The sequence below is a fragment of the Streptomyces physcomitrii genome, from assembly GCF_012273655.1.
Taxonomy (GTDB): domain Bacteria; phylum Actinomycetota; class Actinomycetes; order Streptomycetales; family Streptomycetaceae; genus Streptomyces; species Streptomyces physcomitrii.
Window position 1 is genome coordinate 288,345 of record NZ_JAAWWP010000006.1, and the last position, 15,709, is coordinate 304,053.

Consider the following 15,709-nt stretch of genomic DNA (forward strand, 5'->3'; position numbering starts at 1 on the left):
CCTGTTCAGGCCGGGTCCACCGCCGGTTCCCCCAGACCCGCCACCCGGGCCAGCCGCCGGTACGACTCGTGCAGCGCCGCCCGGTCGTACGTACTGGTGGTCACCAGGACCTCCTGCGCGCCGGTCTCCTTCAGCAGCACCTCCAGCCGCTCCGCGACCTCCTCCTCGGTGCCGTACAGCTGGCCGCGCAGCCCCGACTCGTAGAGCTCGCGCTCCTTGGTACTCATGCTCAGCCCGTCGATCTCCGCGGCGGGGGACAGGGGCGGGAAGGAGCCCCGGGTGCGCGCGTGGGCGGCCGCCCACGCCTCGGGGACGAGCAGCCGGCGGGCCTCCTCGGTTCCGGCGGCGACGGCGACGGTGCCCGCCACCATGACGTACGGCTCGGGGTGCCGCGCCGAGGGCCGGAAGGCGCCGCGGTAGCGCTCGACGGCCGCCAGGAGGCGGTCCCGGCTCCTGAAGTCCCCGATGACCAGGGGCAGTCCGGCCTCGGCCGCGGTCAGCGCCCCGGCGCCGGTGGCGAGGACGAAGGCGGGGATGTCCATGCCCTCGCCGGGGCGGGCCCGCACCCCGGTGGGGGAGCCGCCGCCGAACCAGCCGAGGAGTTCCGCGAGCTGCCCGCCGAAGTCCTCCGCCTCGTCCTTGCCGCGCCCGAGGGCCCGGCGCACGCCGTCCGTGAAGCCCACCGAGCGCCCGAGGCCCATGTCGATCCGGCCCGGGAAGAGCGACTCCAGGACGCCGAACTGCTCGGCCACCACGAGGGGTTGGTGATTGGGCAGCATCACGCCGCCGGTGCCCACCCGGATCCGGCGGGTGGCCGAGGCGACCGCCGCCGCGAGCACGGTGGGCGCCGAGCCCGCCACCCCGGGGACGCCGTGGTGCTCGGCCACCCAGAACCGGTGGTAGCCCAGCTCCTCCGCCCGCCGGGCGAAGTCCACCGTCTCCCGCAGGGCCTCGGCCGGGGACCGGCCCGCCCGGATCCGGGAGCGGTCGAGGACGGAGAACCGGGTGGAGGTCAGGGAAGTGCTCACCCTGTTCTCAACACCCGGGGTGCCTCAGGATTCCCGGCCGCACCGCTACCGCCGGGGCACCCGCCCCCACGCGGTCCCCCGCGACGTACGCTGCTCGGCGTGACGCACGCCCGGCAGCCCCTCGCCCTGTTCGACCTGGACGGCACCCTCGCCGACACCGCCCACCGGCAGTACCACCTGCAACGCAGGCCGCGCGACTGGGACGCCTTCTTCGCCGCCGCGCCCGAGGACCCTCCGCTGGCCGAGGGCCTCGCCCTGCTGCGCGCGACGGCGAAGGAGTGCGAGATCCAGTACCTCACCGGCCGGCCGGAGCGCTGCCGGGCCGACACCGAGGAGTGGCTCGCCCGGCAGGGGCTGCCCGCGGGGCGGATCTGGATGCGGCGCGACGACGACCGGCGCCCGGCCCGCCGCACCAAGCTGCAGCTGCTCACCGCCATCGCCCGCGACCGCGAGATCCGGATGCTGGTCGACGACGACCTCCTCGTCTGCCTGGAGGCTCAGCGGGCGGGCTTCCGGGTGATGCGCGCCGACTGGGCCGCGCCCGCCCCGGAACTCAGGGACGCCCAGGAACGGCAGGGGCGGACCTGAGCCCCGCCCCTGCCGCCCGGCGCCCGCCCACCCCGCGCGGGGCCGTCAGCTGTCCTCCTCCAGGCGGAAGCCGACCTTGACGCCCACCTGGTAGTGCTTGATCTCGCCGTCCTCGATGTGGCCGCGGACCTGGGTGACCTCGAACCAGTCCAGGTTGCGCAGGGTCCGCGAGGCCCGGCGCACCGCGTTGCGGATGGCGTCGTCGCAGCTCTCCTCGGAGGACCCGACGATCTCGGTGACCCGGTACGTGTGGTCGGACATGCGTCCACTCCTTCGTGGTGCGGGGTTCGGGCGGTGCCCGGCGGTCCCCGGCAAAGGTGCGGCGGGGACCGGCGGACACCACTCCACGGTGCCCCAGCCCGCCGCCGTCCGCGAGGCGGCGGGCGGGCCGGGGCCGCTCAGCGGGCCACGCCGAGCGAGAGCGCGAAGCGGCCCGCGGCATCCGTCCACCAGTGGGTGGTGGCGAACCCGGCGGCGGCCAGCTCCCCGCGCAGTCCCTCCTCGCGGAACTTCGCCGAGACCTCGGTCCGCAGCTCCTCCCCGGCGGCGAAGTCCACCACCAGATCGAGGGCGGCTACCTTCACGCTGAGCGGGCGCAGCGCCCGCAGGCGCATCTCGATCCACTCCTGCTCGCGGTTCCACCGGGCCACGTGCGCGAAGTCGTCGGGGTCGAAGCCCGCGCCGAGTTCGCGGTTGACGACCAGCAGGACGTTCTTGTTGAACCGCGCGGTCACCCCCGCCGCGTCGTCGTACGCCGCGACCAGGACCGCCTCCTCCTTCACCAGGTCGGTGCCGAGCAGCAGCGCGTCGCCCGGTGCGAGCAGGGCGCGTGCCGAGGCGAGGAAGGCGGAACGTTCCGCCGGGAGCAGGTTCCCGAGGGTGCCGCCGAGGAAGGCGAGCAGCCGGGGTCCCGGGGTGTCCGGCAGGGTGAGCGCCCCGGTGAAGTCGGCGATCAGACCGTGCACATCGAGGCCGGGATGCTCCTCGGCCAGCGCCTGCCCGGCCTGGCTCAGCGCGCTCGCGCTGACGTCGACCGGTACATAGGCGCGCAGCCCCGCCATCTCCTCCAGGAGGTGCCGGGTCTTCTCGGAGGAGCCCGAGCCCAGCTCCACCAGGGTGCGGGCCCCGGCCGCGGCGGCGATCTCCCCGGCGCGGTCCCGCAGGATCTCCGCCTCGGCGCGGGTCGGGTAGTACTCGTCCAGGCGCGTGATCTCCTCGAAGAGTTCGCTGCCCCGGGCGTCGTAGAACCACTTGGGCGGCAGGGTCTTGGGGGTACGGGTCAGTCCGTGCCGGACGTCGGCGCGCAGGGCGGCGCCGGTCGCGTCCTCGGGCAGGGTGCGGGTGAGATGGAACGGGCTCACGCGGACGGCTCCTTGAGTGGGGTCAGCAGGACGTCGCCGCGCTCCGCGAGGAGCAGGGTCCGGTCCGGCACCTGCTGCCAGCGGGGATCCTCGTCATAGGGCTCGGAGGCGGCCACCGTGCCGCCGCCGGGGCGGGCGAGTACGTAGAGGGTGTCGCCCCAGGCGGTGGCGGCGATCCGCTCGCCGTCGGTGACCAGGAGGTTCAGCCGGGAGCCCGGCGCCGCCTCGGCCACCTCCCGTACGGTCGCGGCCATCGCCTCGCCCAGCTCCTCGCCCGCGCGCAGCCGCCCGAGCAGCAGCGCCCAGACGAGGGCGGAGTCGCAGCGCGCCTCCAGGCGGAGCAGCGCGGCCGGGGGCAGCCCGGCGCCGAGCGGCGCCAGGGAGTCCGGCCAGCCGGTGACCGCGCCGTTGTGGCTGAACAGCCAGCGGTCCGCCGCGAAGGGGGCGGCCGCGGCCTCCCCGTCGGCGCCCGCCTCGGTGGCGTCGCGGACCGCGGCGAGCAGGGCGCCGGTGCGCACCACCCGGGCCAGGTCCGTGAAGGACAGGTCGGCCCAGATCGGGACCGCGCGCCGGTAGCGGGCCGGTGCCGGGTCGCCCTCGGCGTACCAACCCACCCCGAAACCATCGGCGTTGACGGTGCCGTGCCGCTGGTGGCGGGGGGCCCAGGACTGCCGGTACAGCGCGTGCGGCGGCCCGAGCAGCAGGTCGCCGACGGGCAACGGCGGTCCCAGATAGGCGAGGTGACGGCACATCAGGCGATCCCCTCCCCGGGGGCGGCGTCCCTGGCGGTGCGGAAACCGGAGAAGATCTGGCGCCGCACGGGATAGTCCCAGTTGCGGAAGGTGCCCCGGCAGGCCACCGCGTCCACGGCGAAGGAACCGCCGCGCAGCACCTTGTACTCGGGGCCGAAGAAGACCTCCGAGTACTCCCGGTAGGGGAAGGCCGCGAAGCCCGGGTAGGGATCGAAGCCGCTGGACGTCCACTCCCAGACATCGCCGATCAACTGCCGTACGCCGAGCGGTGACCGGCCCTTCGGGTAGCTGCCCGCCGGGGCCGGGCGCAGATGGCGCTGGCCCAGGTTGGCGTGTTCCGCGGTCGGTTCGGCGTCGCCCCAGGGGAAGCGGGTGGAGCGGCCGGTCGCCGGGTCGTGGCGGGCCGCCTTCTCCCACTCCCGCTCGGTCGGCAGCCGCCGCCCCGCCCAGCGCGCGTAGGCATCGGCCTCGTACCAACTCACGTGCAGGACCGGCTCGTTCGGGGGCACCTCCTCGGTGACCCCGAAGCGGCGGCGCAGCCACCGGCCGCCCTCGCGGCGCCAGAACAGCGGGGCGGTGATCTGCTGCCTGCGCAGGTGCAGCAGGCCCTCGGGGTGCCACCAGCGGGGGTCCTCGTAGCCGCCGCTCTCCAGGAAGCGGAGGTAGGCGCCGTTGGTGACCGGGGTGGTGTCGAGGTAGTAGGCGCCGGTGGACACGCGGTGCGCCGGGCGTTCGTTGTCGAGCGCCCAGGGCTCGGTGGAGGTCCCCATGGTGAACTCGCCCGCGGGGACGAGGACTTCACCGGGCAGCTCCGGCCCCTCGGGCGGCGGCGCCGGGTCGGGGGCGGTCAGCGCGGCCTCGCCCCTGCGGAGCTGATGGGTGATCAGCATCGTCTCGTCGTGCTGCTGTTCGTGCTGGGCGATCATGCCGAAGGCGAAGCCCGCGTCGGTCAGGGGCGTTCCGCGGAAGGCGGAGCGCTCCAGTACGTCCAGGGCCCGGCCGCGCACCTCGGCGGCGTAGCGCCGCGCCTCGGCGGGCGGCAGCAGCGGCAGCGAGGGCCGCTCGGCGCGCGGGTGCTCGAAGGCGTCGTACAGCGGGTCGATCTCCGGGTGGATCGGGTCGTGGCCGCCGACGGCGCGCAGCAGCCACTGCTCCTCCTGGTTGCCGATATGGGCCAGGTCCCAGACCAGCGGGGACATCAACGGCGAGTGCTGGGCGGTGAGTTCGCGCTCGTCCACACAGTCGGTCAGCAGCGAGGTCCGCTCCCGGGCCCGCAGCAGCGCGGCGAGCGCGCGCTCGCGCAGTACCTCGGGCGGTGGTGCGGCGGCCTCTGCCGCGGCGACCGGGGCGGTCGCGGTGGTCTTCTCGGTACGGTCGCGGCCGGTCATCGCGGAAGGTCCTTCCCGTGCACGGTGAAACTGTCGATCAGATCGTCGGCGGGGCAGCGGCCCGCCGAGACATGGCGCTCGGTGAACTCGCCCACCGCCCGCAGCACCCGCTCGCTCGCGCCGATCCGCGGCAGCGCCTCCAGGGCGGCCCGGAAGACGCGCTGCGCGGCCTCGTGCAGCTCCGGGTCCCGCAGGGCCTCGCGGGCGGCGGTCTCCCACAGCGCGTTGTGCGGGGCGGGGCCGTCACCGCAGCGTTCGGCGAGCGATTTGACGGTGCGGTAGGCCGTCTCCGCGGCGGCCGGGTCGTCGAAGAGGGCCGTGGTCACCGCGAAGGGCACCACCCAGCCGTCCTCGCCCGGCTGCGCGTCGATCATGCGCAGCTCCAGGTGCCCGCGCGGGCGCACCGGTGGGAAGAGGGTGGTCAGGTGGTACTCCAGATCGGCCCGGGTCGGTCTTCTGGGCCCGGCGCCCTCGGCCCAGTCGCGGAAGGTGAGCCCCTCCGGCACCGGCCAGGGCCCGGACTCCTCGCGCAGGCACATCACGGGCGCGTCCAGGACCCGGCGCGACCAGGCCGTGCGCGGGTCCTCGTCCAGCGCGGGAGCGGCGCTGCGGCCCGGTTCGATGCCGGCCCAGAAGGACTGCCGGGTGGACCGCCAGCCGGTGAGCCGGCCCGCGAGGAGCGGGGAGTTGGCGAAGGCCGCCACCAGGACGGGACCGAGGAAGTGGGCGAGCAGCCAGCGCCGGGAGTGGCCGAGGGGTCCCGGCTCCTCGTATCCGGCGTCGAGGCAGACCTGCACCGAGGCCGAGGCGCACATCATGCCGCGGCCGGCCGGACCGGCCCGGTCGAGGTAGGTCTCCATCGCGTCGTAGCGCGGTTCGCGCAGCAGCCGCGTGGGCTCGCACCAGGGGTTGGTGCCGTGCCCGGTGAGCGCGAGGCCCCGGGGGGCGAGCGCCGTACGCAGCAGGTTCAGATCCGCCGTGACGGCGTTGACGCAGTCCATCAGGGCGGGGGCGGGCAGGGAGGAGAGTTCCAGCTGGCCGCCGGGCTCGACGGTCAGCGGGGAGCTGAGGGGCAGGGCGCGCAGTGCGCGGCAGGTCTCTTCCAGGCGCTCGGCCGTCAGCGGCTCGTGCGGCCGGGCGGGGTCGTGCAGCAGCCATTCGACCTCGACACCCACGGTGCGGGGCGGGCCGGTCTTGAAGCAGATGCCGTGGACGATGTCGTCCACGTCCGCCACGGAGACTCCCGTGTCGGAACTCGTACATTCTCCTTCGGACATCCCAGGGTTCTCCTGATCTCCGTTCGGCGCAAAGGCGGGCACGGTGGCGCCCACCCGTACAGCCAAAACCTTCTCGGCGGATCCCACAAGAGTGCCCAAGCCGGGCGAAAGCTTCCCGTCGTGGCGGCCTCGCGTGCCCGGACCCTCGCGCTCTCCCGGTTCCCGGGATCGCCCGGGGTATGCCCGGGGCTGCGGCGGGGGCGGCGCCGGAGACCGGCACCGCCCCCTGGTGGTGCAGACAAGGGACATTCTCGCCGAGAGGGCGCGCGGTGTCGCGCTGGAGGGCGACCGTGCGTGCGCGGGCCCGGGCGCGGAGGGTTGGTGCGCGCGCCCGCGTACGAGGGCGGCGCGCACGGCGGCGCACCGGAGCGGGCCCGGGCGCGCACGGGCGTGCGAGCGCCCGGGGTGCGCCGGGAGTACGGGGGAGTGGGGGAGCGCGTCAGGGGTGGGCGCGGGGCGCCTCAGTGCCAGCCGTAGCGCTCGCGCAGCCGGTTCACCACCAGGTCGAAGCGGCCGCGGTCCAGGGCGCAGGCCTCGCGCCGCATGCCCTTCTCGTGCACCCGCAGCACCCGGTCGAGGTCGACCCAGGAGTCGCGGCCCGCGCTGTCCCAGGGGCCGCTGCCGATCGGCACCCACTCCCGGTCGTTCGCGTGCCGCTTGCTGGACAGCTGGACGGCGAGCAGGGTGCTGCCCGCCTCCCGGGCCACCACCAGGACCGGCCGGTCCTTGCCGCGCCCGTCGTTCTCCTCGTAGGGCACCCATGTCCAGACGATCTCCCCGGGGTCGGGGTCGCCGTCGTGCGCCGGCGCGTACTCGGTGCGCACCCGGCCCACCCGCGCGGGGTCCGCCTGGGTGGTGGCGGTGGGACCGGAGCGGCCGGGACCGGCGGGTGCCCCGCCGCGGGGTGGTTCGGTGTGGGCTGTCACGGCGGCCACGTTAGAGAAGGCGCCCGCGCGGCCGGTGCGCGGGGTCGCCCACTCCGGCGCGTGGACCCCAAAGGGCGCCCGCGCGCTGAGCACGTACGACCCCGTTCCGCGCCGGGGTGCGCTCCCCGCTCGGCGCTCCCCGCTCCTCCGTCGCCCGCCCCGTTCCTCCGGCGCCCGTCGCGCGCGTACGGCCACGTCAGCGGTCCGCACCGCCGACGGCCGCCCCGTATCCGCCGGTTCGCCGCACCGCCCCGCGTGGCAGGATGCACAGGTCATGAGGCATATTCCGGAGGAACCCGAGGCGCAGGGCGCGCCACCTCGCGTCCCTCGGCAGCGGTCCACGGGCGCGGTGCCGACCAGCGCCGATGTCGCCCGCCGCGCGGGAGTCTCCCGGGCCACGGTCTCCTATGTGCTCAACAACGCCACCGCGGTGCGCATCAGCGAGCCCACCCGCCGCCGGGTGCGCGAGGCCGCCCGGGAGCTCGGCTACGTCCCGCACGCCGCCGCCCGCAGCCTGCGCGCCGGGCAGAGCCGGATGGTCCTGATGCCCGCGCCGGGCGCCCCGGTCGGCGCCCTCTACCACCGCTTCTTCCACGACCTCCAGTGGGCGCTGAGCCGCCTGGACTACACCGTGGTGCAGTACGGCAGCGCCGGTCTCACGGGCGACGAGGCCGCCCTCGCCTGGGCGGAGCTGCGGCCGGTAGCCGTGGTGGCGCCCGGCATCCACGAGCTGGGGCCCGCGGGCGTCGCCGTTCTCAAGCGCTCCGGCGCCCGTGCGGTGATCACCGTCGGACCCTGCCCGGTGGAGGGCGCGCACGCCCTGCTCACCGACCACGGCGAGGTCGGGCGCTGCGCCGCGGAGCACCTGCTGGCCCGCGGCCGCCGGCGCCTCGGGGTCGTCATGCCGGAGCAGCCCGCCCTCGCCGTGTACGCGCGCGCCCGCCTCGCCGGGGTCCGGGCGGCGGCCGCCCGGGTGGGCGCCGAGGTCACCGAACTGCCCCTGGCCTACGAGGAGACGGCGGCGGCCCGGCTCGCCGCCGACTGGCCCGAGCGGGGCGTGGACGGCGTCTTCGCCTACAGCGACGAGTACGCGATGCTCCTGATGGCGGCCCTCCAGGACCGGGGCATCCGGGTGCCCGCGGACACCGCGGTGGTCGGCGTCGACGACCTGATGCTCGGCAGACTGCTGCGCCCGCGCCTGACCACGGTACGGATGGACCTGCCCTCGGCCCAGGAGCTGGCCGAACTGGTGGACCGCACGGTGCGCCATCCGGGCACCTCACCGACCGTGCGCGATCTGCTCGGCGTCACACTGGTCGCGCGCGAGTCGAGCTGAGGACCGTAAGGGCTGAGCTGAGAACCGTACGGCAGGGCAGGCACGGCGCGTACGGCGAGCACCGCTCGGGCGGCGGGCACGGCAGCCACGGAACGCACGACAGCGGGCGCACCCCCAGGGCGCGCCCGCTGCCTGCCTGCCGGTCGCTCTGCTCTCCGCCGGGGCTCAGGCCCCGGGCTCGGCGCCGCCCGCCTGCTGGGCGGCCTCCGCCTCCGCGATCGACTTGCGTACCTCGTCCATGTCGAGATTCCGGGCCTGCCCGATCACGTCCACCAGGGCGGACTCCGGCAGGGCGCCGGGCTGCGCGAACACGGCCACCTGGTCGCGGACGATCATCAGGGTCGGGATCGACTGGATGTTGAAGGCCTGGGCCAGTTCCGGCTGGGCCTCCGTGTCGATCTTGCCGAAGACCAGGTCCGGGTTGGACTCGGCGGCCTTCTCGTAAACGGGGGCGAACTGGCGGCACGGACCGCACCAGGAGGCCCAGAAGTCGATCAGGACGAAGGCGTTGTCCGTGACCGTCTGGTCGAAGTTCTCCTTGGTGAGTTCCACTGTGCTGGTCATGGTGTCCCCTCGATCGGATATCGGATGGCGGCGGGTCGATTCGTACCGGCTTCCGCTGCACACAACGGTGCCTGTTCGCCATGTATTCCGCGCGCGTACCCGTGTGGCCCCCGCGCACACCTCGGTCCAGACTGGCGTCATGACGTCAAGCGCGAACACCGGTGGGACAGGCGAGCAGAGCGGCAGGACCGGCGGGACGGACGGCGGGACCAGTGAGTACGACGTGGTGGTGCTCGGCGCCGGGCCGGTGGGCGAGAACTTCGCCGAACGCGCGCGGGCGGCGGGGCTGAGCGTGGCGGTGGTGGAGAGCGAACTCGTCGGCGGCGAGTGCTCCTACTGGGCGTGCATGCCCAGCAAGGCGCTGCTGCGGCCGGTGATCACCCAGGCCGACGCCCGCCGGGTGCCCGGGGTGCGGGGGCAGGTCGAGGGGCCGCTCGACGCCGAGGCGGTGCTCGCCCACCGGGACGCCTTCGCCTCCCAGTGGAAGGACGACGGCCAGGTCCAGTGGCTGGACGGCATCGGGGCCCGCCTCTACCGGGGGCAGGGCCGGCTGGACGGCACCCGGCGGGTCACCGTCACCGCCGCCGACGGCGCCCGGCGCACCCTGACCGCCCGGCACGCCGTCGCCGTCTGCACCGGCAGCCGGGCCGTGCTGCCCCAGCTGCCCGGCATGGACGGGGCGCGGCCCTGGACCAGCCGCGAGGCGACCAGCGCCGAGTCGGTGCCGCCCCGGCTCGCGGTGGTCGGCGGCGGAGTGGTCGGCGTGGAGATGGCCACCGCCTGGCAGGCGCTCGGCTCCCGGGTGACCCTGCTCGCCCGGGACCGGGGGCTGCTGCCGCGGATGGAGCCCTTCGCGGGCGAACTCGTCGCCGAGTCGCTGCGCGGCGCCGGGGCCGAGGTGCGCCTCGGGGTCTCGGTCACCTCCGTGCACCGGGAGGGCGGCACCGTCACCCTCGGGCTCGACGACGGCGGGAGCGTCCAGGCCGAGGAGGTCCTCTTCGCGACCGGCCGCGCCCCGCGCACCGAGGACCTCGGCCTGGAGACGGTCGGCCTCGAACCGGGCGGCTGGCTGGACGTGGACGACAGCTGCCGGGTGCACGGCTTCGACTGGCTGTACGCGGTCGGTGACGTCAACCACCGGGCACTCCTCACCCATCAGGGCAAGTACCAGGCCCGGATCGCGGGCGCCGCCCTCGCCGCCCGCGCCCAGGGCGTCCCCCTCCTGGAGAGCGACCCCTGGGGCGCCCACGCGGCGACCGCCGACCACCGGGCCGTACCGCAGGTCGTCTTCACCGATCCCGAGGTGGCCGCGGTCGGCCCCACCCTCGCCGAGGCCGAGGCGGCGGGCCACCGGGTGCGCGCGGTGGACTACGACCTGTCCGGGGTCGCCGGGGCCGCCCTCTTCGTCGACGGCTACCGGGGGAAGGCCCGGATGCTCGTCGACCTGGACCGCGAGGTGCTCCTCGGCGTCACCTTCGTCGGCCCCGGCGTCGGCGAACTCCTGCAGTCGGCCACCCTCGCCGTCGCCGGGGAGATCCCGGTCGAGCGCCTGTGGCACGCCGTGCCCGCGTATCCGACGATCAGCGAGGTGTGGCTGCGCCTCCTGGAGACGTACCGGGGCTGACGTACGGCGGCTGAGGTACCGCCGCGAGAGGCGCGGTGACGCGGGGCGGCTCAGCGCCTGGCCGCCCGCAGCACCACGAACTTCGGTGCGCTCGCGACCAGTCGGCTGCCGCCGAACAGGCGCCGGAGCTTGGCGTGGTAGCCGAGGTGGCGGTTGCCGACGACCCACAGCTCGCCGCCCGGGCGCAGCGCGCGGCGGGCGCCGGTGAACATCCGCCAGGCCGTGGTGTCGGTGGTCGCCTGGTGGCTGTGGAAGGGGGGATTGCACAGGACGAGGTCCAGGGAGCCCGGCGGGAAGTCCGCGAGCCCGTCGCCGACCCGGAACTCGGCCGCGCGGTCCGCCCCGAGGTTCTCGCGGAAGGTGGCCTCCGCCGAGGCGAGCGCCTGGTACGACTCGTCGGTGAAGTGCAGCCGGGCGCCGGGTTCGGCGAGCGCCAGGGCGGTGCCGACGACCCCGTTGCCGCAGCCGAGGTCGGCGACCTCGGCGGTGCCGAGCCCGGTCGGCAGGTGCTGGAGGAAGAAGCGGGTGCCGATGTCGAGGTGGCTCGCGCAGAAGACCCCGGCGTGGTTGGTGACCGTACGGCCGGCGAGCACGCCGGTGTCCGGGGGCAGCGCGTACCGGTGCGGCCAGGGGTTGGCGGGGGCCTCGTCCCGCTCGCTCCCGGGGCGCGGGGCGCAGAAGACGAGCCGCGCCTTGCGCTCGGCCAGGGAGGTCGTCGTCGGGCCGAGGATCTGCTCGAAGAGCCGCAGGGTGGAGGTGTGGATCTCCTTCACCATGCCCGTGGCGAGGACGGTGGTCCCCTCGTGCACCGACGGGGCGAGCCGGTGCAGCTGGTCCTCCAGGAAGGCCAGCGACTTCGGCACCCGGACCAGGAGCAGGTCGATCCGGTCCGGCGGCGCCTCCCGGGAGGTGAGCAGGGTGGCGGCGTCCGGAGCGTGGCCCGCCGCGGCGAGGTTGGCCCGGGTCGCCTCCCGCGCCAGGTAGGAGTCGGTGATCAGCACCGGTCCGCGGTCCGCGAGCGCGGTGGTCAGCGCACCCCAGCGGTCGCCGACCAGGACCGGCCGGGCCGCCTTCGGCCCCTGCTCGGCGAGGTGCCGCAGCAGATAGGCGTCGGCGGCGTCCCAGGCACGGAACCGCTCCCGCGGATCGTCGGGAAAACGGTGGAGTGTCAGCTCGCCCCAGGGCGTCGGGAAAGGGTCGTTCATCGTGCGACCAGGCTAGCCGAGCGGCGAGGGGGGAGCGGCGGCCGTCCGCCCTCACCCCCCCCGCCATGTCAGCGGGCCGGGCTCACCCGGGGAACTCGCCCCCGAGCGCCGCCGCCAGGCGCAGATGCGGGACCGCCTCCTCGTCGCGGCCCTGGCGCTGGAGCGTGCGGCCCAGCATCAGCCGGGCGTACTGCTCCACCGGATCGCCCTCCACCAGTACGCGCAGCTCCCGTTCGGCGCGGGAGAGCTGGGCGGAGTGGTAGTAGGCGCGGGCGAGCAGGAGCCGGGTGTCCTGGCGGCCGGGCTCCTCCGCGACGAGGTCCGCCAGGATGCGCGCGGCCGGGGCGAACTCCTTGGCGTCGAAGTACATCCGCGCCCGCGACCAGCGCTCCGCCGATGTCCCGTGGGTGTAGTAGGTGCTGTCGTCCTGCCGCTTCACGTTCACAGGTGCCTCCTTCGGCCGCTGTCAACGCGGGCGGTGGCACCGGCATTCCCGGCCGGGTGCCGGGTGCCACCGCCCGGCCGCCACTCCGGGATGAAACCCGGCTACTTCTCCGGGAAGAAGGCGAGCACCGCCGCCCCCTCGGCAAGGGACTTCACCCGGAAGCCGAGGCCGTTGAGGCCCCCGGTGCCGCCCTCGCCCACCTGGGTCTGCAGGAAGGTGCCGCCGCGGCCGGTGCCCTCGACGACCACCGAGGAGGAGGTGACCCGCGCGATGGAGAAGTCCGTGATCTCGAAGCGCCCGTCGAGCGCGATCTCGGTGGGCTCGGAGACGGTGATCTCGCACCGCCCGTCGAAGCAGGCGCCGACATCGGTGCCGTCCGCGGCGGAGGTGCCCGTGGGCGAGGGCTTCGCCGTGGGAGAGGCGGACGGGGAGGGCTTCCGGGCGGGCGTCTTGGACGGCGTGGCCCGCTTCCCGGCGGAGGACGGCGCCGACCCCCGTGCGGCGCCGTCCTCCTTGTCCTCCCCTCCGCAGCCCGCGAGGGCCAGCACCAGCCCCAGTGACACCGAGGCCACCGCCGTTCCCGTGCTCCGGTACCCGTACGCGCCCATCGCCCACTCCTCGCTCTCGTCCCGCCGTGCCCGGTCGCGCGGCAGGCGGCCGATGGTGCCATGCGGCAGTCAACCGGCCATTCGCACACGGCTGTTGTACGGGGCCGGGCTCGGGAGGGGTCCCGGGGAGGGGCTTCCGCCTGCCGCCGGTCCGCTGCCGTCGCACGCGCCGGGACCGGTCCCGGGCCGGGGCCCGGACAATGCGGCACCGCGCGCACGCGTCTCGTGACAGGGGGAGATCAGGATGGACGAGCGGACGCACCCCGTACCGCCCGAGCCGAGGCCGGAGGACCCGTCGGCACAGCCACCGAAGCCGCCGGGGGCTCCGTTGCCACCACCGGCGCAGCCCCCGGCGGCCCGGGGTCCGCGACCGTCAACTCCCCTGGAAAGGCTGCTGATCGCCCTGGGCAACGCCTCCCTGCTCGGCCTCGGCTATCTGCTGCTCGCGCGGCGCGGGCTCGCGCTCGGCGCGGCGGCCGGCTCCCTCGTCCTCGTCTGCCTGACGGCCTCGGTCGCCCGGCCGTGGTGCGAGGTCCTGCTGCTCGGGTGGTGGGCGGCGGGTCTCGCGCACGGGTGGTGGCTCGCGGGCCGCACCACCGGCCGGATGCCCGGGCGAGGTCCCCAACTGGCCGCGCTCGGCCTCGCCTTGGTGGTACTGCTCGGCGCGGGACTGCTGCGCTACGACGCCCACCGGATCGACCGGAGCGCCGACCGGGCACGGGAACGCGGCGACTGCGCCGGGGTGTTGGCGGCCGAGGAGCGGGTGTGGTCCGTACACCGCCTGGCGGACGCCCCATTGACCGCCCGCGGTGACGAACTCGCCCATGCCTGCGAGGAGTTGGAGAAGGCCAGGACCAGCCTGACCAAGGGACTCACCGGCGACACGGACGCCCTGGACGCGGGCTTCCGGCGCCTCGCCTCGGTGCTCGGGGAGCCGGGCCAGGGCCGTACGGTCGAGACGGTCCTCGACGGCTTCCTCGACGGGCTGCCCACCGAGGAGCCCTGCCGTACCGTCACCGTCACCGACTGGCTCCGGGAACGCGGGCAGGCCCGCGGGCCGCTGGAGAGGTCCGCGGGCACGGTCGCACGCACCGCCCCCGCGGCGCTCCTTCGCTGCGGCGACGCCCTGATGGCCGACGACCACTGGAAGACCGCGCGCGAGCGCTACGAGCAACTGCTCAGCCAGTACCCCGGGGACAAGCGCACCGGCGAGGCCCGCGAGCGGTCCGGGAAGGCCACCCTCGCCATCGAACTGGCCCACGTCAGAAGCCTCTTGGCGGACTCCTCCACCGACGTCCAGCCCACGTACTGCACCGAGCCCGCGAAGTACAGCGGCGCCCCCGCCTACCGCAAGGGGGCCAACCGCGCGCTCCTCTACGGCAACGACGAGTACACCGGCCGGATCGCCGCGAAGTGGCGGGTCGAGGACCCCACCAAGGCCGCCCTCGTGGTCTGCGTGGACGAGGAGGCCGAGGGGACACCGGTCCGGACCTGCCCGTACGAGAGCAAGCTCGCGCTCGGCGGCTCCCGGGACGTCACCTTCCACAAGATCGCGGTTCCGGCGAAGGTGTACGAGCTGCGCACCGGGAAGCTGGTGGCCCACCGGAAGCTGCAGATCAGCGGCGAGAGCTGCCCCCAGGTCCTCAAGTACGAGACCTTCCTGCCCCGTTCGGCCGACATCGGCCCGCCGGCGGATGTGAACGTCGAGGCCTCCGAGGCGCAGGTGCGCGCGGCCATGATGACGCTGATCACCCGATGAGCAGGAGCTGAGGGTCTTCCCGCGGGGCCGCGGGGCCGCAAGGCCGCAGGGCGGTGGGGGAGCGCGGTTCAGGGTGCGGGTCCGGGCGCCGTCTCCTCCCCGCGGCTCCCGTTCGGGCCGCTGACCGAGCGGGCCCGTACGGGGCCGCCCACCAGGCCGGTCCGTCCCGGCGGCACTACGCTGGAGGTGTTATGCGCACCTGGTTGCCGCTGGACGCCGTGCCCCGGCTCGCCGGTTCGGTGGTGCTCGGCGTGGTCGTCGGCCTCGTCGCCGGACTCCTCGCCGAGCCCTCGCTCGGCGTGCTGGCCGGGGTGGCCGCGACGGAACTGGTCTTCGTCGTGGTGGGCTGGGCGGTGCTCTGGCCGATGGACGCCGAGGCCACCCGCCGCAACGCCCGCCGGGAGGACTTCCGTCCGCTCGTCGAGGAACTCACCGTGGTGGCGGCCGCGCTCTGCGGTCTGGTCGGCATCGTGCTGCTGCTCCTGCGGGACAAGGCCGACGACAGCCACGCCGCGGCCGCGGTGGCGCTGGGCGGGGTCTTCACGGCCTGGGCCGCGATGCACCTGATGTACGCCACCCGCTACGCCTATGTGTACTGCCGCGCCGGAGGCGGCATCGACTTCAACTCCGAACAGCCGCCCGCCTACCGGGACTTCTTCTACTTCAGCTACAACCTCGGGATGACCTACCAGGTCTCCGACACCGACGTCTCCAGCCCGGTCGTCCGCGCCATAGCGCTCCGGCACTGCCTGCTCTCGTACGTCTTCGGCACCAGCATCCTCGCCACCGCCATCAACCTGGTGGTGGGCATCGTCAGCGGCTGACCGTACGAGCGCGGCGCCGCACGC

16 protein-coding genes are annotated in these 15,709 nt (G+C 75.0%); 5 read left to right on the forward strand and 11 right to left on the reverse strand.

Features of this window, described 5'->3' with window-relative positions:
* Positions 1–5: 5 nt before the first annotated feature.
* A complete protein-coding gene (locus tag HFV08_RS12935) occupies positions 6–1,028 on the reverse strand; it encodes an LLM class flavin-dependent oxidoreductase (RefSeq protein WP_168538996.1) in 1,023 nt (340 codons plus the stop codon).
* A gap of 99 nt (positions 1,029–1,127) precedes the next feature.
* Here HFV08_RS12935 and HFV08_RS12940 point away from each other — a divergent pair, with 99 nt between their 5' ends.
* Positions 1,128–1,616 (forward strand): phosphatase domain-containing protein, encoded by a 489-nt coding sequence (locus HFV08_RS12940; protein ID WP_168538998.1) that lies wholly within the window; start codon positions 1,128–1,130, stop codon positions 1,614–1,616.
* A 45-nt stretch (positions 1,617–1,661) separates the two neighbouring features.
* Here HFV08_RS12940 and HFV08_RS12945 read toward each other — a convergent pair whose 3' ends face one another.
* From HFV08_RS12945 to HFV08_RS12970, 6 genes are all read right to left on the reverse strand, one after another.
* A complete protein-coding gene (locus HFV08_RS12945; protein WP_168539000.1) occupies positions 1,662–1,877 on the reverse strand; it encodes a dodecin in 216 nt (71 codons plus the stop codon).
* A gap of 137 nt (positions 1,878–2,014) precedes the next feature.
* Positions 2,015–2,977, reverse strand: coding sequence for an L-histidine N(alpha)-methyltransferase (gene egtD, locus HFV08_RS12950; protein WP_168539002.1), 963 nt, complete (start codon positions 2,975–2,977; stop codon positions 2,015–2,017).
* Positions 2,974–3,729, reverse strand: a complete 756-nt coding sequence (gene egtC / locus HFV08_RS12955) for an ergothioneine biosynthesis protein EgtC (RefSeq protein WP_168539004.1) — start codon at positions 3,727–3,729, stop codon at positions 2,974–2,976. The genes egtD and egtC overlap by 4 nt, the downstream gene beginning before the upstream one ends.
* Complete coding sequence (gene egtB / locus HFV08_RS12960) at positions 3,729–5,117, reverse strand: ergothioneine biosynthesis protein EgtB (protein ID WP_168539006.1); 1,389 nt, start codon at positions 5,115–5,117, stop codon at positions 3,729–3,731. The genes egtC and egtB overlap by 1 nt, the downstream gene beginning before the upstream one ends.
* Positions 5,114–6,394: an ergothioneine biosynthesis glutamate--cysteine ligase EgtA gene (gene egtA, locus HFV08_RS12965; RefSeq protein WP_168539008.1), complete on the reverse strand. Its 1,281-nt coding sequence runs from the start codon at positions 6,392–6,394 to the stop codon at positions 5,114–5,116. The genes egtB and egtA overlap by 4 nt, the downstream gene beginning before the upstream one ends.
* Positions 6,395–6,855: 461 nt before the next feature.
* Entirely contained in the window at positions 6,856–7,320 is a 465-nt protein-coding gene (locus HFV08_RS12970; RefSeq protein WP_168539010.1) for a type II toxin-antitoxin system PemK/MazF family toxin, read from the reverse strand.
* 274 nt (positions 7,321–7,594) lie between these two features.
* Between HFV08_RS12970 and HFV08_RS12975 the strand changes: the two genes are divergently transcribed.
* Positions 7,595–8,656 carry a LacI family DNA-binding transcriptional regulator gene (locus HFV08_RS12975; protein WP_168539012.1) on the forward strand — a complete coding sequence of 354 codons (1,062 nt, stop codon included), beginning with the start codon at positions 7,595–7,597 and terminating at the stop codon, positions 8,654–8,656.
* A 165-nt stretch (positions 8,657–8,821) separates the two neighbouring features.
* Here HFV08_RS12975 and trxA read toward each other — a convergent pair whose 3' ends face one another.
* Positions 8,822–9,220 (reverse strand): thioredoxin, encoded by a 399-nt coding sequence (gene trxA, locus HFV08_RS12980; RefSeq protein ID WP_168539014.1) that lies wholly within the window; start codon positions 9,218–9,220, stop codon positions 8,822–8,824.
* A 139-nt stretch (positions 9,221–9,359) separates the two neighbouring features.
* On the opposite strand from trxA, the gene HFV08_RS12985 reads away from it, so the two are divergent.
* On the forward strand, positions 9,360–10,844 hold the full coding sequence (locus tag HFV08_RS12985; RefSeq protein ID WP_168539016.1) for a dihydrolipoyl dehydrogenase family protein: 1,485 nt from the start codon (positions 9,360–9,362) through the stop codon (positions 10,842–10,844).
* Between the two features lie 50 nt (positions 10,845–10,894).
* Here the strand turns inward: HFV08_RS12985 and HFV08_RS12990 are convergent, their stop codons facing one another.
* The 3 genes from HFV08_RS12990 to HFV08_RS13000 all read right to left on the reverse strand — a co-directional run bounded on the left by HFV08_RS12990 (position 10,895) and on the right by HFV08_RS13000 (position 13,102).
* Positions 10,895–12,049, reverse strand: a complete 1,155-nt coding sequence (locus tag HFV08_RS12990; protein ID WP_168539018.1) for a methyltransferase — start codon at positions 12,047–12,049, stop codon at positions 10,895–10,897.
* A gap of 82 nt (positions 12,050–12,131) precedes the next feature.
* The gene (locus HFV08_RS12995) at positions 12,132–12,419 is read right to left on the reverse strand and encodes a tetratricopeptide repeat protein (RefSeq protein ID WP_168539120.1); all 288 of its coding nucleotides are present in this window, start codon (positions 12,417–12,419) and stop codon (positions 12,132–12,134) included.
* Positions 12,420–12,595: 176 nt separating this feature from the next.
* Positions 12,596–13,102, reverse strand: coding sequence for a hypothetical protein (locus tag HFV08_RS13000; protein WP_168539020.1), 507 nt, complete (start codon positions 13,100–13,102; stop codon positions 12,596–12,598).
* Between the two features lie 244 nt (positions 13,103–13,346).
* Between HFV08_RS13000 and HFV08_RS13005 the strand changes: the two genes are divergently transcribed.
* Positions 13,347–14,861 carry a tol-pal system YbgF family protein gene (locus tag HFV08_RS13005; RefSeq protein WP_168539022.1) on the forward strand — a complete coding sequence of 505 codons (1,515 nt, stop codon included), beginning with the start codon at positions 13,347–13,349 and terminating at the stop codon, positions 14,859–14,861.
* 191 nt (positions 14,862–15,052) lie between these two features.
* Positions 15,053–15,685 (forward strand): DUF1345 domain-containing protein, encoded by a 633-nt coding sequence (locus HFV08_RS13010; RefSeq protein WP_168539024.1) that lies wholly within the window; start codon positions 15,053–15,055, stop codon positions 15,683–15,685.
* The last annotated feature ends 24 nt before the right edge of the window (positions 15,686–15,709 follow it).